This window comes from Halobaculum sp. D14, assembly GCF_051195135.1.
In the GTDB taxonomy this organism is placed as follows: Archaea; Halobacteriota; Halobacteria; order Halobacteriales; family Haloferacaceae; genus JBNTKA01.
Genome location: NZ_JBNTKA010000001.1, coordinates 975,330 through 994,918 on the forward strand (window position 1 = coordinate 975,330; position 19,589 = coordinate 994,918).

Here is a 19,589-nt window from a genome sequence, read left to right on the forward strand (position 1 = left end):
TGAAGCGGGCGGATGTCACCGGGAACACTTTACGCTCGGCCGGGTTTTATTCCATGACTACTCGCCGGTAACGGTGAGGTGATCACGACGAATGTCATCGGTGTCTCTGCTGAACCCGCTGGTACTGGCGTTGTTCCTTTCGGTCGCTGTCGGAGCCGCCGCGACGATTCTCGCGTGGCGACAGCGGCCAGATCCCGGGGCGACACCGCTCGTCGCGCTGCTCGGCGGGCAGACCTGGTGGTCCGTCTGTCTCGTCTTCAAGCTCCAGATGGCCTCGACGGGCGCGAAAGTCCTCTGGACGTGGCTCGCCCTCCCGGGCGTCGTCGTCGTTCCGGTCGCGTGGCTGCTGTTCGCGCTGGCGTATACCGGGCGAGACCGGTTCATTCAGGCCGAGAACGTGGCGCTGCTCGCCGTGGTCCCCGTCGTTACCGTCGCGCTCGCGGCGACGAACGACTACCACGACCTGCTGACCGTCAGCCGGCAGGTGACGGCGACCGGCGAGGTGGTGCTGGTCGAAGGCGGACCGTGGTTCTGGGTGCTCGCCGGCTACACGTACCTCCTCGGCGTCCTCGGCATGATTCCGCTGTTCGGCCTGCTCACGAGCGCCGCCGACCTGTTCCGCCGGCAGAGCGCGACGCTGCTCGTCGCCATCCTGATGCCGTGGGCGACGAACGTGCTGTTCCTCGCCGGCGTCTTCCCGTCGCCCGGAATCGACCCGACGCCCATCGCGTTCTCCGTCTCCGGGGTCGCCTACCTCGACGCGATGTCCCGCCACCGGTTGTTCGGGACGACCCCGGCGCCGACGACCCGAGCGCGGCAGTACCTGTTCGACCAGACGGAGACCGGCGCGGTCGTCGTCGACCGGAACGGCTACGTCGTCGACGCGAACGACACGTTCCTCGACATCGTCGACCGCGACGAACAGTCCGTCCTGGGAGCGCCCGCCGTGGACGCCGTCCCCGAGTACGACACCTTCCCGGAGCAGGGCGCGCGGAAGACGCCGCTCTCCGTCGGCGACGACCTCGGCCGCAGGTCGTACGACGTCACGGTCGCCCAGATTCACGACGTCCGCGGCGTCCTGCTCGGCCGCGTCGTCACGTTCCACGACATCAGCGAGCACGTCCGCCAGCAGCAGCGGCTGACCGTGCTGAACCGCGTCCTCCGGCACAACCTCCGGACGGAGACGAACATCATCGCCGGCCACGCCGAGTCGTTCACCGGCGAGGCCGCCGAAACCGTCCGGGAGCGCGCCATGCGAATCGCCGAACTCGGCGAGAAAGGCCGGGAGGCCATCGACCTGTTCGACGAGGCGCACGGCCGAACCGAACCGCGGTCGCTCGCCGCGCTCCTCGAAGACGCCGTCGCGGACGTCCGCGACAACTACTCGGTCCCGGTCGACCTGGAACTGCCGGCCGGCGACGTCCGCGTCCCCGCGGTGCTCGCGCCGGTGTTCGCGAACCTCGTCGAGAACGCCGCCGAACACGTCTCGGGGGTCGACGGACGGGTCCGCGTCACCGCCGGCGTCGCGACCGACGCCGTCCGCGTCACCGTCGCCGACAACGGCCCCGGCATCGACGAGTACGAACTCGCGGTGCTCGAAGCGGGCACCGAGACCGCGCTGAAACACGGCAGCGGCCTCGGCCTCTGGATCGTCAAGTGGGGCGCCGAAATCGCCGACGCCGACGTCAGTTTCCGGCCGAACGACCCGACCGGCTCGGTCGTCACGCTCGACATACCGCTGTTCGACGGGACCGACGGACACACCGAAAATCGCGGACGCACCGAAAACGGCGGACGAGGTGAGACAGCGACGAGCGCTCACGCCCCGGGTCGCCTACAGGGTTCGCCGGACCGTTAGTCGTCGAACACGACCGGGACGTCGTCCGGGACGACGAACGAGCCCGTGTCTCCCTGCTCGATGGGCGTCTCGCGGCCCTTCACGACCACCGTAATCGGGTCGAGGCCGGCGGTTTCGGGGTCGACGACGTACTGGGTCTGGTCGCCCTGGAAGTACCGCTCGACGACCTCGCCTTCGAAGCTGGGGGTTCCGCTGTCGGAGATTTCGATGTCTTCGGGCCGAATCGAGACGGTGACGTCGCCGTCGGCGGCGTCGCCGGCGGGGAACGAGAAGCCCCCGTCGCCGACCGTGACGGTTCCGCCGTTGACCGTCCCGGCGACGAGGTTCGTGTCCCCGATGAAGTCCGCGACGAACGGCGACGCCGGCTCCCGGTAGATCTCCTCCGGCCGGCCGACCTGTTCGACGCGGCCCTCGTTCAGGACAGCCATCCGGTCGGAGAGCGTCATCGCGACCTCCTGGTCGTGGGTGACGTAGAAGAACGACCCGTCGACTTTCTCGTGGATTTCGCGCAGCTCCACCTGCATCTGCTTCCGCAGTTTGCGGTCGAGGCTCGACAGCGGCTCGTCGAACAGCAGCACGCTGGGTTCGTTCACGAGGGCGCGGGCGAGCGCGACGCGCTGCTGCTGGCCGCCGGAGAGCTCGTTCGGTTTCCGGTCGTAGTAGCCGTCGAGGTCGACGAGCGAGAGGTACTCCTCGGACTTGGACCGTCGCTCCTCGGCGTCCATCCCCGACTTCTTCAGGCCGTACTCGACGTTCTCGCCGACGGTCATGTGCGGGAACAGCGACAGGTGCTGGAACACGAGGTTCGTGTCGCGTTCGTTCGGCGGAACGGCCTCGGAGTCCCGGCCGTCGAGCCGAATCGTCCCGTCCGTCGGCCGCTCGAAACCCGATATCATCCGGAGGGTCGTGGTCTTCCCGCAGCCGGACGGGCCGACGAGGGAGAAGAACTCGCCGCGGCGGATGTCGAAGTCGACGCCGTCGACGGCCGTGACGTCGCCGTACTCCTTTCGCACCCCGTCGAGTTCGACGAGCACGTCGGTCGGACTGTCTGTCATGGAGTCACGTATCGCACGCCCTGTCTAAACTGTTGGGAAACCGCTCTGGAATCGAAAGGAGTGTCCATCTGTTGACTATACCCGCCCGGATTACGGGCATCCGGTATGTTTTTGGGTGAGTATGGTAGTCAATGGTGCATGGCAAAAACTGACAGTGACCGTGTGAGTCGTCGCGGCTACCTGAAAACCGCGGGGGCGGTCGGCGGCGCCGGCCTGACAGGCCTCGCCGGCTGCCTGGGCGGCGGCGGCAGCGGAACCACCATCAACATCCTGACGTGGGAGGAGTACTCCCAGCTCAAAGAGGAGATCGAGTCGAACCTCGACGTCACCGTGGAGTTCACGAAGTCGACGTCCTCCTCGAAGATGTTCTCCTCGTGGCAGGCGGGGAAGGACTCCCAGTACGACATCGCGGTTCCGAACAACAACTACGTCCCGAAGATGATGGACGCGGGGCTGGTCGCCCCGGTCCCCGAGGACACTGTCAGTAACTATTCGAGCCTGTACGGGCAGTTCAAGCAGTTCGCCGACCAGCAGTTCACCTCAGGCGGGTCGATGTACGGCGTCCCGATTCGGTTCGGCTGGTACGGCTACTCGTACAACAGCGACACCGTCCCGGACCACGAGGAGTCCTACAAGGCCCTTTTCGAGCCGGAGTACACCGGGAAAGACCTCTCGGGCAGCCTCATCATGTACGACAACCACTTCAAGGCGATGAGCGCCGCAGCCCTCTACCTCGGCTACCGTGACTCGTTCTCCGGGAGCAAGGTCACGCTCTCGCAGTCGCAGATCGACGACGTGAAACAGACGATGATCGAGCAGAAGGACGTCCTGCAGGGGTACATCGCGGCCGACCCCTCCTACATCAAGTCGTTCAAGCAGGGGAACTTCGCGCTCGGGCAGTCCGGACGCAACGAAATCGTCGAGATGTGGACGAACGGGACGGACTGGCCGAAGATGGCGACGCCGAAGGAGGGGTCGCTCGCGTGGTTCGAGTCCGCGGTCGTCTCGAAGAAATCCGAGAACAAGGACATGGCGTGGCAGGTCGTCAACGAGTTCATCGCGCCGAAGCTCGGAGCGAAACTCGCGAAGGCCGGCTTCTCGCCGTCGTGCAACCCGAAGACCCAACAGCACCTCACCAGCGAGCAGAACGACATGTACGGCGCCATCAAGCCGTCGCGCCTCGAGGCCATGATTCCGTTCAAGGCCGTCGAGAACGAGGACGCGTGGCTGACCGCGTGGGAAGAGATCAAGTCGGCGTAGGCCCCCACCCATGTCTTCCGAACCACCTTCACACTCGTATCGCCAGCGTCTGCTCAGCGCCGCCGCCCGGTATCGCCAGCGCCTGCTCGGCGCCTTCGAAACCCGGCGGTCGAAGCTCGCGATAACCGTCGGGCCGAGCGTCGTCTGGCTCGCGCTCCTGCTGCTCGCGCCGCTGATGTTCATGGTGACCGTGAGCTTCCTCCAGGTGAATGACGCCTACCAAATCATCTGGAGCAACCCGACGCTGTCGAACTACGGGGCGCTGTTCGCCGGAGACGGGCCGTTCTGGGAGACCGCGTTCTTCCAGTCGCTGGTGCTGTCGTACAAGCTCGCCGCCGTCACGACCGTCATCTGCCTCGTCGGCGCGTTCCCGCTCGCGTACCTGCTCGCGACCCGGAGCGGCCGGACGTTCAAGGTCGTCATCTTCCTCGTGCTGCTGCCGTTCTTCACGATGTACCTCGTCCGGGCGTACTCGTGGTACCTGATGTTCGGCCCGCACGGCGTCATCAACAGCACGCTGCTGAAACTCGGGCTGGTCGGCAGTCCGGTGGCGCTGTTCGGCTACGGCGAACTCGCCATCGTCGTCGGGCTCGTCCACGCCTACTTCCCGTACATGCTGCTGTCGCTGTACGCGAGCCTCGACGGCATCGACTTCTCGCTCGTCGAGGCGGCGCGCGACCTCGGCGGCAGCCGAATCGACGCGCTGAAAGACGTCATCGTTCCGCTCACGCTCCCCGGCATCATCAGCGGCGGCCTGTTCGTGTTCGTCCCGAGCATCGGCGCGTTCATCACGCCGAAGTTCCTCGGGCAGGGGAAGGTGCAGATGATCGGCCAGCTCATCGAGCTCCGCATCTCCTCGCAGTACGCCATCGACTACGGGAGCGCCGCCTCGATGTTCATCGTGCTGTCAATCGTCGTCGCGTTCGTGCTCGCGTTCCGCTACGTGAGCGTCGAAGACCTCGGAGGGATCTGACATGGCGATACTCTCACCCGTGGCCCGCGAACGCGGGCTCAAGTACGGACTGTACGGAATCGCGGTGCTCACGCTCGTGTTCCTCTGGACGCCGCTCGCAGTGATGGGCGTGCTCTCCTTCGCGGAGAACGCCAGCACGATATTCCCGTTCGAGGGGTTCACGCTCGGGAACTACGCCGCGACGCTCGCCGACACGGGGCTGTTACGCTCCGTGTTCGTCAGCGTCCAGATCGCGACCATCTCCGCCGTCATCGCGACCGTCCTCGGCGTGCTCGCCTCCTTCGGGCTCGCCCGGTTCGACTTCCCGTACAAGGAGGCGTACCGGACCTTCGGAATCCTCCCGATGGTCATCCCCGGTATCGTCCTCGGTATCGCGCTGCTCATCTTCTTCCGGACCGTGGTCGGCATCGGCACGAGCTTCTGGACGGTCGTCCTCACCCACAGCGTCTACGGCCTCCCGTTCGTCCTGCTCCCGGTCACCGCCCGCCTCTACTCGTTCGACCGGAGCCTCGAAGAGGCCGCTCAGGACCTCGGAAGCGACCGAATCTCGACGTTCGTCGACGTCACGCTCCCGATAATCATCCCGTCGGTCGCGGCCGGCTTCCTGTTCGCGTGGATTCGCTCGTTCGAGGACTTCATCCGCGTCTACTTCGTGAAGGGGAGTTTCGACGTACTGACCACCTCGATGTTCAGCATGATCAAGTACGGCGCCGCCCCGAAGATGAACGCGATCTCCACGCTCATCGTGTTCGTCATCGCCGTCGCGCTCGCCGTCGCGATGAACGCCGGGAACGTCAGCGGCTACGTCGCCGGAAACGAGGGCGACGAATAACCGCTCCCGGTCACCGCTTTTCACCGACACGACCGCTTCAACGTAGGCAGGTGACGCCGACACCGATTCTGACTCGCCCAGCGACTGCAACGGTGACGGCGGTATCGACGGCGACGTCGACCGCGCGACCTCGATTCTCAGCTCCCGCCGTGGTCCCCGCGACCCCGGGCGGCGAACTGCCGGACGACTGCCGCCTCCGCCTTCCGCACCAGTTCGCCGGCGGTGCTCGTCGAGCAGTCGAGGGCGTCGGCGACGTCCGCGACGCTGCCGGTCCGGGGGACGTCGTAGTAGCCGGCGCTGACCGCCTCGTCGAGTGCGGCCCGCTGGCGAGCGGTGAGTTCGGCTGGGGCGCGCTGCCGGTCGAACGCCGCGACCCGTTCGATACGGAGGTCGCCGAGGTCGGACAGCGCGTCGGCGAGCGCGCCGAGCGCCGCGGCGTCCCCGACGGCGTCGAACCGGACCGCGCCCGATTCGAGGAACGTGACCGGCGGCACGAAGACGACGCGGGCGTCCTCGACCGCCGCCAGCACCGTGTCGGGGAACTCGTAGGCGGACTGCCGGAGGAACACGTAGGTCCCGTCGGCCGTTTCGACGGTGGACCGCGTCTGCAGCGAGTCGACGGCGTCGACGACGGACCGAGTCGCCGCCGGGTCGCCGTCACACCAGAACAGCGTCGTCGCGTCCGGCGTCGGACTCCACATCAGCAGGTCGGCCCGCGACACCGACGACTTCGAGACGAGCCGCCGGTGGAATGGGTGGCGGAGCCGGTCCGGGTAGCGGACGGAGAACGTGGTTCGTTTCATGCCGCCTCCTGCGGGCGTTCGCTGCCGACGCATTTCAATCGGGCCGATGTTCACCGACACCGTCGAGGACGTCCGGCGTCGCGCTGAGCAGGGTTCCGAGGTGGTCGGCGCCGTCGACGACGTGCAGCTCCGCGGCGGGGAGCGTCGATGCGAGGCGGCGGACGCCGTCGACGGGGACGTTGGTGTCGGCGTCGCCGTGCCAGAGGCGGACGTCGACGCCGATTTCGTCGAGCGCGATGCCCCACTCCGAGGCGGCGTTGCGGAGTTCGGTGACGGTGCCCGACCGCGACTCCGCCAGCGCCTCCAGAAAGTCCGTCTTCACGGCCGACGCGGCGTCGTCCGGGACCGGCGCATCGCGGTCCGACGCGGTGTACTGCCCGACGACGAACGACGGGTCGCGCCGCGCGGCGAGCCACGACTGCCCGCGCAGCAGCGCGCGGAGCACGGCCGGTGCCGTGGTCGCCGCCCGCGCGAGCGCTCGCTGAACTGGCGGCGTCCGCTCGGCGACCCCCGGCGGCGTGGCGCCGGCGACGCAGTCGACGCGGCTGACCCGGCCGGGGTGCGTCGCGGCGGTCGCCAGCGCCTGTGCGGCCCCGCCGGAGAACGCGACGACCGGCGCCGCCCCGACGCCGGCGTCGTCGAGGACCGCCGTCAGGAACGTCCCGGCGTCGGAGACGGACCGGGTCGGCCACGGCGCGGAGCGCCCGAACCCCGGGCGGTCGGGGGCGAGCAGCCGAACGCCGCGCTCCCGGGCGTCGGCGTCGAACAGCGCCCCGAGTCGCCGAGAGCCGGGCGTCCCGTGGAGAAACAGGACCGGGTCGCCGTCGGGGTCGCCGTACTCGGCGTACGTGAGGCACTGACGGCAGCCGGCACCGTCGCCGCCATCGCGGCCGCTCCCGCCGTCACCGCCGCCGTCCTTCCCCTGCTCGTTCGTCGCCGCGTACCGGCACCGCCGCGGAGCGGAACCGGAGTCGCTGGTCGCCATCGGCCGGATAGTCGGTCCCGGCGCGGGAGAGGATGGTGCCGGACTGGTCCGGGGCTATAAGTTGCGGCTACGACTGCGGCGCCGCCGGGTCGAACTCGCCGGCCCTGAGGCCCTCCCTGACCGGTGCGTGCTCCTCGTCCGTCGGCGGCGGCGCCGTCACCAGCAGCGCCTCAAGCCGCTGGCCGTCGTCCGCTTTCACGCCGCGGTCGGTCCCCGCCTCGACCACGACGACGTCGCCCGGCGCCACGTCGTGCTCCTCCCGGCCGTCGCGGACCACCGCCGACCCGGACTGGACGTCGATGACGACGTCGCTGTCCGGGGCGTGCACCGGGATGAACTGCCCCGGCTCGAAGTACCCCAGCACGACCTTCAGCCGCGGGCTCTCGAAGACGGTCCGCGCCGAGAACCGCTCGTCGTCGTAGCTCCGCTCCGACCCGAAGTCCGTGCGGACCATCAGTCGGCCTCCGCGTCGACGGCGTCCAGCAGTTCGGCGTACGGCGGCTCGTCCGTCGGGTCGTCCGCCACCCACCGGTAGGTGACGGTCCCCGCCTCGTCGAGGACGAACACCGCCCGGTTCGCGATGCCGAACAGCCCGAGCTCCGGGATGTCCATGCGCAGCCCGTACTGCTCGGTCGCCGTCCGGCTCATGTCGCTCACGAGGTCGAACTCGACGCCGTGCTCGTCGCGAAACGCCCCGAGACAGAACGGCGAGTCCACGCTGACTCCGAGCACCGCGGCGCCCGCCTGGCGGAACCGGCCGAGTCGCTCCTGGAGCGCCACCATCTCGTTGGTGCACGGCGGCGTGAACGCCCCCGGGAAGAACGCGAGGACGACGGGGCCGTCGCCCAGCCTGTCCGCGAGTTCGAACGGTTCGTGGTCGCTCGTGCCCAGCGTCGCCGAAAACCGCGGTGCGGAATCTCCTACGGAGAGCATCGTCGGAACCGAGGGGCGGTTCGACGGTAAAGCCGTTCGCGAACATGAACGGGTGGCCCGCCCAACTGGCGTGTCGCCTCCGCGTCCCTCGGCGGGCGAGCGCTCGTCGCTCCTCGCACGAAAATCAGGCGGGCGGCGGTTGTCGGACGATGCTGTCGCGCCGGGCGGTGCGGTACCGGAGGCTGAGTGGCTGTGGACGGCGACCGTTCCCGACGCTAGCGGGTCACGGCCAGAGGCCCCGGGCGTCGTGCGCCTCCGCGATGCGCGAGAGCGCGACGACGTACGCGGCGTCTCGCCACGTCACGCCGCGGGAGTCGACCTCGTCTCGCACGACGTTCCAGGCCGTCAGCATCTCCTCTTCGAGTTCCTGCTGGACCCGTTCGAGCGACCAGGCGCGACGGTTGATGTCCTGGAGCCACTCGAAGTAGCTCACGGTCACGCCGCCCGCGTTGGCGAGGATGTCCGGAATCACGGGGACGTCGTTCTCGGTGAGAATCCGGTCGGCGGTCGTCGTGGTCGGCCCGTTCGCCCCCTCGACGACGATGTCCGCGTCGACGGCGTCCGCGTTCTCCTCGGTCAGGACGTTCCCGACGGCCGCCGGGATCAGCACGTCGACGTCGAGTTCGAGGAGCGCTTCGTTCGTCACGGACTCCGGCGCCGGGTGATTCATGACGGCTTCCGGCTCCTCGTGGTGTGACGGAATCGAGTGCGTGTCCAGCCCGTTCGGGTCGTAGATGCCGCCGTTCACGTCGCTGATCGCGACGACGTTCGCCCCCCACTCGTCGAGCAGGCGTGCGGCGTTCGACCCGACGCTCCCGTAGCCCTGAATCGCGACCGACGTCTCTTTGATGTCCTTGTCGTAGTAGTCGATGGCTTCGCGGGCGATGATGGCGACGCTGCGGCCGGGCGCGCTGTCCCGGCCCTTGCTGCCGCCGACGACCGGCGGTTTCCCGGTGACGACGCCGGGGATGGTTTCGCCCTCCTGCATCGAGTAGGCGTCCATGAGCCACGCCATCGTCTGCGGGTCGGTCCCCATGTCCGGCGCGGGGATGTCGATGGTCGGCCCGATGACGTCCCGAATCTCCTCGGCGAACCGCCGGGTGAGCCGCTCCTTCTCGTCGTCGCTGAGCGCCTTCGGGTTCACGGCGATGCCGCCTTTCGCGCCGCCGAACGGGAGGTCCATCACGGCGCACTTCCACGTCATCCACATCCCGAGGCCGACGCACTCGTCGCGGGTGACTTCGGGGTGGTACCGCAGCCCGCCCTTGTACGGGCCGCGGACGCTGTCGTGCTGGGCGCGGTAGCCGGTGAACACTTCGACGGAGCCGTCGTCGCGTTCGATGGGCACCGTGACCTCGTGGACCTTCTTCGGGTGTTTGAGCCGCTCGACGATGTTCGGTTCGATGTCGAGGTGCTCGGCGGCGTCCTCCAGTTGTCGACGCGCCGTCTCCAGGGCGGTTTCGGGTTCGGTCGGCTCGTCCGGTACGTCCTCCGCGTCGTCGTGGGCTCCGCTGGGTGTCGACGCCATCTTACTCTATCGGGGTCCGGCGATTACGCATCGCGCCCGCGCAGTCCGGACACGACCCGGGGTGGTCCTCGGCGACGATGATGCTTCCACAGTCGAAACACTCGTACGGTGTCTCGTCCACTGACTCTTGGTCGACGTCTTTCATTGTTACTCGCGAGTACCGTCAGACAGACCGCAGGTACTCTATTAATCTGTAATGGGGATATAAGGGAATATGTCGGGGTTCACTATCGAACCATTCCGACTCCGGGGGGTTGACTACCGAATCAGTCCGCGGCGTCGCGGGCGGGTCCGCCGTGCTCTTCGAACATCGCGGCGAACAGTTTCCGCTGGACCGCCCGCGAATGCTGGTAGAACGCCGACGCCGAAATCCCGAGCGTCTCCGCGACGTCCTCCCCGGAGCTCTCCCGCGGCGACTCGAAGAAGCCGCTGTAATACGCCGTCTGCAGCACTTCGAGCTGCCGGTCCGTCAGCGCCTCGAAGAACCGCGACGACAGGTTCAGTTCGGTCCCCAGGTCGCGCCGCTGCTTCGAGCGGAGTTCGACGGCGCCGACGGCGTCCTCGGTGAGTTTCGTGACGTGCCTGACCGTGACGCTCTCGGGGATGTCGACGACGAGCGTCGTCGCCGACGGCGTCACGGACGCGCTCCGGAAGACGGCTCCGTGGTTCGCCAGCGTCTGCGCCAGGAACGGCTCCGAGAGCTGCAGCCGGAGCACCCCGCCCGAACTGTCCGCACTGATCTGCTGGGCGTCGTCGACCGCGACGAGGCTCCGCGCAGCCGCCGCCACCGCGTCCAGCGACGCGTCCTCGACCGTCACGAACACGGTGCTCCCTGTTTCGGTCTGCTGTGCGCCGCCCTGATACGACAGCGTGCACTCCGCGTCGCGGGCCAGCCTCGACAGCACGAACGACGCGTCGGCGGCCTCGAACTCGACGCGGGTCATCGCGGTCGTCAGCAGCGCGTTCTTCCGCTCGATTCCGCTGATGGCCGACGCGATGGTCTCCCCGAGCTCTTCGAGCACCTCCCGGGTCATCGCCTCGAACTCGTTTTGCGTCTCCGCGTACACCGTGAGGACGCCGTACGTGAGGTTGTTGTAGACGAGCGGAATGCTCACCACGGAGAGGTAGTCGCGCGACAGCGCCTCCTTGCGCCACGCCTCCTCCCGGAGCCGCGCCGACACGTCGTCGATTATCGTCAGCTCGCCGGTCGCGGCCGTTCGACCCGCAGGCTCGACGCCGGACGGCCCGACCGAGAACGGTCGGCTGTCGAGGTAGCCCCGCTCGTCGCCCGCCCACGCTTCGGGCGTCACCGTCTCCGTCCGTGCGTCCCGGGTGCCGACCCACGCGAAACTGAACCGGTCGTCCGCTGTCAGGCGGTCACAGACCGTGTGGTGAATCTCCTCGCGCGTCTCCGCCTGGACGAGCGCCTGGTCGATCTCCCGAATCGTCTCGTTCACCCGGTTCAGCGCGGTCAGCCGGTCGTTCTGCTGTTGGAGCGCTCGGTCCTGTTCGCGGAGCCGGGACTCTCTCGTGACGCGGTCGAACGCCGCTTCGGCGGTCGCCGCGAGCAGGTCCGCGAGCTCCCGCGTCACCTCGTCGAAGGCGTCGACGTCGGCCGACCCGGAGACGAACACGCCGTGGTCCCCGAGCGGGATGTACGCGGTGCTTCGAAGCTCCGTGGCCCGGTTGTCGAGCCGGTCGGCGTCGTGGACGTCGTCGAAGAACAGCGGCTCGTCGTTGACGAAACTGTAACTCGGCAGCGTCTCGCCGGTCGCGTGCACGGACGGTACCGGCCCGTTCAACTCCCGCATCGTCGGGGAGGACGCCGCCGGGTCGAGGTCGTTCGTCTCGGCGTCGAAGAGGTAGACCGCGCTCGCGTCGAACCCGAGGACGCTCGCGGTGTCCTCGACGACGTGCTGTGCGATCTCCCGGTGCGTCTCGGCGTACAGGAAGTCCCTGGCGGTCTCCTGAAGGGTCGCCAGCGCCTCTTCGCGCTGTTTCCGCTTGGTGATGTCGCGGCAGCTGTACAGCAGCGTTCCGTCCTGAATCGAGACCTCCCGGACGTTCACCAAGAGCGTGTGTTCGCGCCCCGCCTTGTCCGTCACCGTACACTCGATGTTCTTCAGCGAGCCCTCCTCGGCGAGCTCCTCCCGGTCGAACAGGTCACTTCCGAGCAGCGCGTCGATGGTCCCCAGTTCGCGTATCTCCTCGACGGTGTAGCCGAAGATGAAGTGGACGTTCGGGCAGACGTAGGTGTACGCGCCGTCCTCGTCGGTCATGAGGACGGTGTCCGTCATGTTGTTGAGCGTGACCCGGTGGAGCTCCTCGGACTGCCGGAGGTCCTGCTCCAGTTCGACCCGGTTCGTGATGTCGACGCCTTCGACGACGAGCGAGACGAGCGCGCCGTGTTCGTTCTCGACCGGGCGCACCGAGAGTTCGACGACCCGCGGGGAACTGCCCGGGGAGCGCATCACGACGGCGTTGCCGAACTCGCCGTCGATGGCCGTCTCGACGATTCGTTTCACGTCGGTCTGGAGGCCGTCCGGGCGGCTCCAGCAGGGGAGCGTCCAGAACGGCTCCCCGACCAGCGTCTCCGTGGCCGCGTCGGCCATTTCCCTCGCCGTCTGATTCATCCGGACGAGTTCTCCGTCGGGCGAGAGCACCCACGTCGCGGTCCGGGCGTCGTGGAATATCGAGTCGAACTGCCGCGCCCGGTCGCGTTGGGTGTGCCGCCGACGGGCCGACCGGACCGCCTGCTCCGCCCGTTCGAGCAGGTCCGGGACGTACTCCTCGGGCGGCCCGTCGACGGCGACGTACTCGGAGACGCCGGCGGCGATGGCGTCGCTGGCGACCGATTCGTCGCCGGCTGCGGTCGCCAGTACCACCGGGAGCGTCGTCGTGTCCTCCCTGATTGCGCCGAGCAGCTCGACGCCCGTGCCGTCCGGGAGTGCGTACTCGGAGACGACCGCGTCGACGGGGCGGTCGGCGACCGCTTCGCGTGCCGCCGCTGCGGTTTCGACGGTCTGGACTGCCGCCCCGGTCCGCGTTTCGAGCGCTTCGGCGAACGGCTCGACCCACTCCGTCGACCCGACGAGGAGCAGCCGCGTCGAGTCGAGCGTCCCGGACTGGATGGTCATCGCCCCCGAGTAGTGGCCGGACCCGGTTCAACGCACCGACACGGCGACCCGCCCGGCCCGACCTGCCCGACCGGTCTGCACGGAGCGCAGTCAGTCGCGTCGGAGCCGCTCGACGAGGCCGGTGAGCCGGTTCACGGAGGAGCTCGTGAGCAGGTCGACGAGCCGCTGGCTCCGGTCGTACATCTGCTCCATCTCCCGTATCTTCTCCAGGTCGCGGTCGGCCTGCTCGTCGTCGAGCGATTCGAGGCGGTCCTCGGCGGTTTCGAGCGCCGCGGTCATGGTGCTGATTTCGCGGCTCACCTCCCGCCGGAGGAACGCCTGGACGACGGTCCAGAAGTCCCGTTCGGCTTCGAAGTACGCCTTCTTCCCCTCGCCGGGGACGGACCGGCGGTAGACGAGGTGGAGCCGCTCCATGTTCTTCATCGCGGTGCTGACGGTGGATTTCGCGTAGCCGCTCTCGTCGACGAGGTCGTCGAGCGAGACGGGGTCGTCGGCGAAGAACAGCAGCCCGTACAGTCGGCCGTAGCTCCGATTCAGCCCGTAGATGTCGGCTGACTGCTCCATCGCGTCGAGGACCGTCTCGCGGGCGTCGGCGATTTCGTCGCGGACCGCCAGCTGGTTCGATCGGTCGTCATCATCGTCGCTCATGACCGAGTGTACGTCCCGAAAGGTATAATGCATTTTGTTCAGAACATTCGGCATATGGCGAATATAGGTTCCCGTGGCGACGGCGACTCCGACGGCTCGGTCGTCCTCCGCGCGACCGGGCTCGAAAAGACGTACCGCTCGCGAATCCCGTTCGTCGGCCAGACCGTCGAGGTGCTCACCGGCGCGGACGTCGCGCTCTCGGAGGGAGAGATCGTCGGCATCGTCGGCGGCAACGGCTCCGGGAAGTCGACGCTGATGAAGCTGCTCGTCGGGACGCTCCGCCCCGACGCCGGCGACGTCACCCGCGAGGCGGACGTCGGCTGGTGCCCGCAGGAGTCGCTGCTGTACGACCGGCTCACAGTCAGCGAGACGTTCGACCTGTTCGGGGAGGCCTACGGGCTCTCCGACGAGCGGGTCGCCGAGCGCCGAGACGAACTGGCCGAGCGGCTCGACTTCGCCCGGTTCCTCGACTACCGAATCGACCACCTCTCGGGCGGGAACCGGCAGAAAGTCAACCTCGCGGTGGCGCTCCTCCACGACCCCGACGTGCTGTTGCTCGACGAGCCGTACACCGGCTTCGACTGGGAGACGTACCTCGCGTTCTGGGAGCTCACCGAGTCGCTCGTCGACGACGGCGTCGCCATCGCGGTCATCTCCCACCTCATCAGCGAACGCGAGCGGTTCGACCGCATCCTCGAACTCGAAGACGGGACGCTCAGCGAACAGGACAGCCCGCCCCAGGAGGCCCGGTCGACGGCGCACGGACAGCGGGACGGCGAGCCCGGCGAGCAGGCGTCGGAAGGAGAGACGGCGGAGCCAACGGAGGCGACGTGACGTGGGGCGGCTCGTCACCGGGACGCGGCTCCGGCTGACCGAACTGGCCCGCCAGCCGCTCACGCTCGTGATGCTGCTCGTCCTGCCGCCGGTCGTCATCGAACTGTACGCCACGGCGGTCGCGTCGTTCCCGCGGCTCCCGACGCTCGGCGCGGCGCCGGCCACCGTCGGCCGCATGACCGGCGCGCTGTTCTCCGTCGCGTTCCTCGCCGGGCTGGTCGGGCTCTTCCAGGTCATCAGCGCCCGCGGCGGCGACGAGCGCGCCGCTGTCGCCGGGTTCCCGCGCTGGGCGATGCTGACGACCCGGCTGCTGACGATGTGCCTGCTCGCGCTCGCCGGAGCCGCGGTCGCGTTCGGCGCGTTCAGCCTCCACGAACAGGTCGCCTCACCGGCAGAGGCGTTCGCCGCGCTCGTCCTCGCGGCGCTCGTCTACGGCCTGCTCGGCGTCGTCATCGGGTCGCTCGTCCCCGCGGAACTCGAAGGCTCGATACTCCTCGTGTTCGTGGCGGACATCGACAACGCGCTCTCCTCGGGGCTGTTCCCCGTCGAGGCGTCGATGTCGCTCCCGGTCGTCGGGGCGGTCGGCGTCACCGACTTCGTCCCGCTGTACCACCCGCACGAACTGTTCACGGCGGCGGTGCTCGACGGCGGGCTCCCCGCGGCCCACCTCGTTCCCGCGGTCGGCTGGGTCGCGGCGCTGCTCGTCCTCGCGTTCGCCGCGTACGGCCGCGCGACCGGCGCCGGAACCGGCGCGGGACCCGGAGGTGCGCGGTGACCCGAATCGGTGCGGCGGTGCGGAGCGGCGCGGCCGAACTCCGCCGCACGCCGCTGCTGCTCGCCCTGCTGGTCGTCGCCCCGGCGTACGTCATCTACGTGTTCACCGCGGTCGCGCCCGCCGGAACCGCCGTCGTTCACGTCTCCGGCACCACCGTAGCCACGCCGCTGAAGCAGGCGTTCCCGGCGTTCACCACGCCGATGACCGCGGCGCTGCTCACCGGCATCACGGGGCTGTTCGTGATGCACTCCGCCGCGGCGGCCGACGCCCGGCTCGTCGCCGCCGGCTACCGCGCTCACCAGGTCGTGCTCGCTCGACTCGGCCTGCTCGTCGGCGTGACCGCCGTCGCGACCGGCGTCTCTGTCGCCGTGATGCTCACCGCGTTCGACCCGGCGCACCTGCCGTGGTTCGTCGTCGGCACGGCGCTCACCGCGCTCGTCTACGGGATGGTCGGCGCGCTCGCCGGCGTCCTGTTGAGCCGGCTGCTCGGCGTCTACCTCGTCCTGTTCGGGTCGATGATCGACCTGTTCGTCTTCCAGAACCCGCTGGCGACCGACGCGCCCGCGCTCGCCCGGCTCCTCCCCGGCCACTACCCGCTCCAGGTCGCGATGCAGGCCGGGTTCGTCGGCTCCGTCGACGCCGGCGCGGTCGGCGGAACGCTGCTGGCGCTCGCCGTGCTCACGGCCTGTACCGCCGCGGCGTTCTTCTCCGAGATGCGGGTCGACTGACCTCGGGCGGCGTGCTGTGAACAGCACTCGGGGCCGGGCGTCGCGAGCCGTTCCGCGTCCGCCGTCGGCTACTCGGCCGGTTCGAGCGTCACGCGTTCGGCTTCGACGTCCTCGACGAACGCGCCCTTCCCGCCGACGCTCACGGTTTCGCCGTCGACGTCGACGAGCAGCGAGTTCTCGACGGGGAACGTGTTGTTCCGCGGCTCGACGAGTCCCTGCCGGACGCCGGTCACCGCGCCGGTGAGGGTGACGTCGCTGCCGTCGCCGACCCACGACCCCGCGACGCGGGCGACTATCTCGGTCTCCTGCCGGAGGTGGAGCGCGCTCTGGAGGATGGCGGCGCGGAAGTCCGTGTACGTCGCCGGGAGCGGCTCGGGGTCGGCGACGAACACCTCGTCCGCCATCGGCCAGTAGTTCCCGAAGAACGAGCCGACGATGACCGGGGCGAGCTGCTGTTGGGTGAACGCGATGGCGCGCTTGCCGCTGTTCGACCGGGCGACCATCTCGGCGGGCGCGACCAGCCCGGAGCGCCGGTCGACGGTCAGCATCGTCGGCATCGGCTCGCGCCACGCGCGGACGGCGTGCGCCAGCCCGTCGAAGTCGTACGACTCCGGGTCTTCGACGTTCGTGACGACGAGCAGGGCGGTGGCGCCGCGCTCCACGGCGGCGCGGAGGGCGTCTGCGACCTCGTCGAGGTGGGCGGCGGGAATCGACAGCGTCACCTCCTCGTCGGCGGTGGCGATGCGTTCGGAGATGCGTTTCAGCACCGTGACGCGCGCCTTGATGACCTCGAACTGCTCGGACTCGGGGGCCGCCGCAGAGTAGCGCTCTTCGAGGGCGGGCTGCATCGACTCGACCTGGTCGGTGAGCGTCTCGACGACCTCGCCCGGCGGGTTCGCGCGGATGGTCGTCGGCACGACGTGGTCGTTCACCTCGACGAAGCCGCGCTCTTCGAGCTTCTCGCTGATGGAGTAGACGTACCGCTTGGAGACGCCGGCGTCGTCGGCGACGTCGCTGGCTTTCGCTTCGCCGTGTTCGAGCAGCGTCAGATACGTGTCGATTTCCTTCTCGGAGAGCCCGAGCCGGCCCAGTAACTCGGAGAGGGAGCCGTCGTCCATTACGGGAGTGTAGGGCGGACGGCCGCCTTAATTACTCGGTTCGGAGGACTACGGCGTCGGAAACGGCGACTGACCGCTCGCCGGTCGCGACGTCGTCGCCGCTCAACAGGTCGGTGCCGTCGACCGGCTCCGGCAGCGTGACCGACGCGGCGTCCGCGGCGAAGTTCAGCGCGACGACGACCCGGTCGTCGCCGTCGTCGCGGGCGAACGCCACCGCCGAATCCGGCGCGTCGTAGTCGATGCGTTCGACGTCGCCGTCGCGGAGCACGTCGTGGTCGTCGCGCAGCGCGCCGAGGTCGCGGTGGAACTCGGTGAGGTCGGTGTCGCCGTCGTGCCACGCCATCGGGCCGCGGTACTCGGTCATGCCGCGCTCCTGGCCGTAGTAAATCATCGGCGCGCCCGGGAGGACGAACGGCGTCGCCGCGGCGGCGCGGAGCGGCGCGGCGCCGCACTCGTCGAGGTAGCGGTCCTCGTCGTGGTTCTCGACGTAGCGCAGGTGGACGGCGCCGTCCGGGAAGCCGACGGCGCGGGCGTCCTCGACGGCGTCGAGCACGGCGTCGGCGGGTTCGTCGCCGGCGCCGACGTCCCGGAGCGCCCCGTACAGCGTGGTGTCGTAGTGCATGTGGAACTCGGACTCGTGGTACGCCGGGTCGCGCGGAATCGTCTCGTCGAGCAGCAGGAAGTCCGCGGGGGTGCGGTCGTGGACCTCCTTCCAGAAGCCGTGCGGGACGCCCCACGCGACGTCGCAGCGGAAGCCGTCCACGACGCCGCTCCACTCGTCGACGACGTCGAGCAGCCAGTCGCGGACGGCGAGCGACCCGAAGTTCAGGTTCGGGATGTGCGTCCAGTCGAAGTAGTACTGCGCGCCGACGTCGTTGTCGCGCGGCAGGTAGTGGTCGTCGTAGTCGTCGACGCCGGCGGCGAAGAACTGGAAGAACGGGTGGTCGCGGGAGGTGTGGTTGATGACGAGGTCGAACACGACGCGGATGCCGGCGTCGTGGCAGGCGTCGACGAACGACTCGAACCCCGCGCGGGAGCCGAGGTCCGAGGCGGTCTCGAAGTAGTTCGTGACGTGGTAGCCGTGCGTCGTCGGGCTCTCCAACACCGGGGTGAGCCAGACGCAGTCGACGCCGAGCGACTCCAGGTACGGGACGCGCCGCTCCAGTTCCGCGAACGTCGTGTCGGGCGTCTCGCCGGCGAACGACCGCACGAATATCTCGTACACGGTCGGTGACGCCGCCCACTCCGGCGGGTCGTTCGGCCGGACGACCGACGACTCGCTCCCGGTCGCCTCGTCGCCGAGGCGGACGTCGACGGTGTCGGCGACGCTGTGGCGCTCACCGACCGCGACGCCGTGGACGCGGAGCCGGTCGGGCGCCTCCTCGACGGGGACGCGGAGCGTCCGGCCGTCGACGGTCGCCGCGTCGGCCGGCAGCGAGTCCCGGTCGTCCACGAAGAACTCCACGTCGACGTCGTCGTCGCCGCGGTCGCTGTCGACGGCCGCCGACGGCTCCGCCGTGACGACGACGTGGTCGCCGTCGACCGTCGCGTCGAGCCGGACGCGGGGGCGGCCCGGGCCGGGGACGGTGAGGTCGTCGCGCACCTGGTCGTGGAGGTCGTCGTCGATGCAGAAGCCGTACGGGTAGTGGCCGGGCGGCAACTCGGTTTCGAACGCCCACGTGTCGCCCTCGCGGACGGGGCGGTCGGCGCCGACGAGCCGTTCGTTGAAGTGAGAGACGAGACACAGCGATTCGAGCTCCGAGGCGGGCACCGGCAGGTCGTCGACGTGGAGTTCGAACCGGGCGGGTCGGCGTTCGTCGGGGAAGACCCGGACGGTCTGGCTGAACGTCCGGGTCGGGCCGTCGAGTCGGAGCCGGTACGTCCCCGGCTCGGCGGGCGCGAACTCGACGACCGGGTCGTCGGGCACGGAGGCGGCGGCGCCGTCGGGCGCGTCGGCGACGGTCCAGGTGTAGTCGGCGTCCGGGTCTGGCGCACGCGGGGCGAGTTCGACGGGCTCGCCGACCGACGTGAATCGCGGCGGGCCGGGGTGTCGCATACCGTGTGGCGTGGCCCCGGACTACTTGACCGTTCCCCTTTCGGTGAATCTGTGAACTAATAGTAT

Annotated in this window: 18 protein-coding genes; 7 read left to right on the forward strand and 11 right to left on the reverse strand. The window is 69.0% G+C overall.

Annotated elements, in window-relative coordinates:
• Positions 1-91: 91 nt before the first annotated feature.
• Positions 92-1,858, forward strand: coding sequence for a histidine kinase N-terminal 7TM domain-containing protein (locus ACQUST_RS05065; protein WP_435125738.1), 1,767 nt, complete (start codon positions 92-94; stop codon positions 1,856-1,858).
• Here the strand turns inward: ACQUST_RS05065 and ACQUST_RS05070 are convergent.
• A complete protein-coding gene (locus ACQUST_RS05070) occupies positions 1,855-2,913 on the reverse strand; it encodes an ABC transporter ATP-binding protein (RefSeq protein WP_435125740.1) in 1,059 nt (352 codons plus the stop codon). The two genes, ACQUST_RS05065 and ACQUST_RS05070, sit on opposite strands and share 4 nt — an antisense overlap.
• 138 nt (positions 2,914-3,051) lie before the next feature.
• Here ACQUST_RS05070 and ACQUST_RS05075 point away from each other — a divergent pair, with 138 nt between their 5' ends.
• From ACQUST_RS05075 to ACQUST_RS05085, 3 genes are read left to right on the forward strand one after another with little or no spacing between them, the layout of a single operon-like run.
• Positions 3,052-4,173, forward strand: a complete 1,122-nt coding sequence (locus tag ACQUST_RS05075; RefSeq protein ID WP_435125741.1) for an ABC transporter substrate-binding protein — start codon at positions 3,052-3,054, stop codon at positions 4,171-4,173.
• Positions 4,174-4,183: 10 nt separating this feature from the next.
• Positions 4,184-5,146 carry an ABC transporter permease gene (locus tag ACQUST_RS05080; protein WP_435125743.1) on the forward strand — a complete coding sequence of 321 codons (963 nt, stop codon included), beginning with the start codon at positions 4,184-4,186 and terminating at the stop codon, positions 5,144-5,146.
• A 1-nt stretch (position 5,147) separates the two neighbouring features.
• On the forward strand, positions 5,148-5,978 hold the full coding sequence (locus ACQUST_RS05085; RefSeq protein ID WP_435125746.1) for an ABC transporter permease: 831 nt from the start codon (positions 5,148-5,150) through the stop codon (positions 5,976-5,978).
• A gap of 137 nt (positions 5,979-6,115) precedes the next feature.
• On the opposite strand, the gene ACQUST_RS05090 is transcribed toward ACQUST_RS05085, so the two are convergent.
• From ACQUST_RS05090 to ACQUST_RS05125, 8 genes are all read right to left on the reverse strand, one after another.
• Positions 6,116-6,781 carry a helix-turn-helix domain-containing protein gene (locus ACQUST_RS05090; protein WP_435125748.1) on the reverse strand — a complete coding sequence of 222 codons (666 nt, stop codon included), beginning with the start codon at positions 6,779-6,781 and terminating at the stop codon, positions 6,116-6,118.
• A 34-nt stretch (positions 6,782-6,815) separates the two neighbouring features.
• Positions 6,816-7,766: an alpha/beta fold hydrolase gene (locus ACQUST_RS05095; protein ID WP_435125750.1), complete on the reverse strand. Its 951-nt coding sequence runs from the start codon at positions 7,764-7,766 to the stop codon at positions 6,816-6,818.
• Between the two features lie 67 nt (positions 7,767-7,833).
• A complete protein-coding gene (locus ACQUST_RS05100) occupies positions 7,834-8,220 on the reverse strand; it encodes a cupin domain-containing protein (RefSeq protein ID WP_435125752.1) in 387 nt (128 codons plus the stop codon).
• A complete protein-coding gene (locus ACQUST_RS05105) occupies positions 8,220-8,699 on the reverse strand; it encodes a redoxin domain-containing protein (RefSeq protein ID WP_435125754.1) in 480 nt (159 codons plus the stop codon). The genes ACQUST_RS05100 and ACQUST_RS05105 overlap by 1 nt, the downstream gene beginning before the upstream one ends.
• A 223-nt stretch (positions 8,700-8,922) precedes the next feature.
• A complete protein-coding gene (gdhB, locus tag ACQUST_RS05110; RefSeq protein WP_435125756.1) occupies positions 8,923-10,227 on the reverse strand; it encodes a glutamate dehydrogenase GdhB in 1,305 nt (434 codons plus the stop codon).
• A 1-nt stretch (position 10,228) separates the two neighbouring features.
• Positions 10,229-10,372 carry a rubrerythrin-like domain-containing protein gene (locus tag ACQUST_RS05115; RefSeq protein WP_435125759.1) on the reverse strand — a complete coding sequence of 48 codons (144 nt, stop codon included), beginning with the start codon at positions 10,370-10,372 and terminating at the stop codon, positions 10,229-10,231.
• Between the two features lie 121 nt (positions 10,373-10,493).
• Complete coding sequence (locus tag ACQUST_RS05120) at positions 10,494-13,364, reverse strand: bacterio-opsin activator domain-containing protein (RefSeq protein WP_435125762.1); 2,871 nt, start codon at positions 13,362-13,364, stop codon at positions 10,494-10,496.
• Between the two features lie 90 nt (positions 13,365-13,454).
• Positions 13,455-14,012 carry a GbsR/MarR family transcriptional regulator gene (locus tag ACQUST_RS05125; RefSeq protein ID WP_435125764.1) on the reverse strand — a complete coding sequence of 186 codons (558 nt, stop codon included), beginning with the start codon at positions 14,010-14,012 and terminating at the stop codon, positions 13,455-13,457.
• Between the two features lie 54 nt (positions 14,013-14,066).
• On the opposite strand from ACQUST_RS05125, the gene ACQUST_RS05130 reads away from it, so the two are divergent.
• The 3 genes from ACQUST_RS05130 to ACQUST_RS05140 are packed head-to-tail and all read left to right on the forward strand — an operon-like array spanning position 14,067 to position 16,349.
• Positions 14,067-14,846, forward strand: coding sequence for an ABC transporter ATP-binding protein (locus tag ACQUST_RS05130; protein WP_435125767.1), 780 nt, complete (start codon positions 14,067-14,069; stop codon positions 14,844-14,846).
• Position 14,847: 1 nt separating this feature from the next.
• Positions 14,848-15,621 carry an ABC transporter permease gene (locus ACQUST_RS05135; protein WP_435125770.1) on the forward strand — a complete coding sequence of 258 codons (774 nt, stop codon included), beginning with the start codon at positions 14,848-14,850 and terminating at the stop codon, positions 15,619-15,621.
• Positions 15,618-16,349: a hypothetical protein gene (locus ACQUST_RS05140; protein WP_435125772.1), complete on the forward strand. Its 732-nt coding sequence runs from the start codon at positions 15,618-15,620 to the stop codon at positions 16,347-16,349. Before ACQUST_RS05135 ends, ACQUST_RS05140 begins: the two co-directional genes overlap by 4 nt.
• A gap of 68 nt (positions 16,350-16,417) precedes the next feature.
• Here the strand turns inward: ACQUST_RS05140 and ACQUST_RS05145 are convergent, their stop codons facing one another.
• Together ACQUST_RS05145 and ACQUST_RS05150 are read right to left on the reverse strand one after the other, a co-directional pair.
• Complete coding sequence (locus ACQUST_RS05145; protein ID WP_435125774.1) at positions 16,418-17,467, reverse strand: TrmB family transcriptional regulator; 1,050 nt, start codon at positions 17,465-17,467, stop codon at positions 16,418-16,420.
• A gap of 31 nt (positions 17,468-17,498) precedes the next feature.
• On the reverse strand, positions 17,499-19,523 hold the full coding sequence (locus ACQUST_RS05150; protein WP_435125777.1) for an alpha-amylase family glycosyl hydrolase: 2,025 nt from the start codon (positions 19,521-19,523) through the stop codon (positions 17,499-17,501).
• Positions 19,524-19,589: the final 66 nt, after the last annotated feature.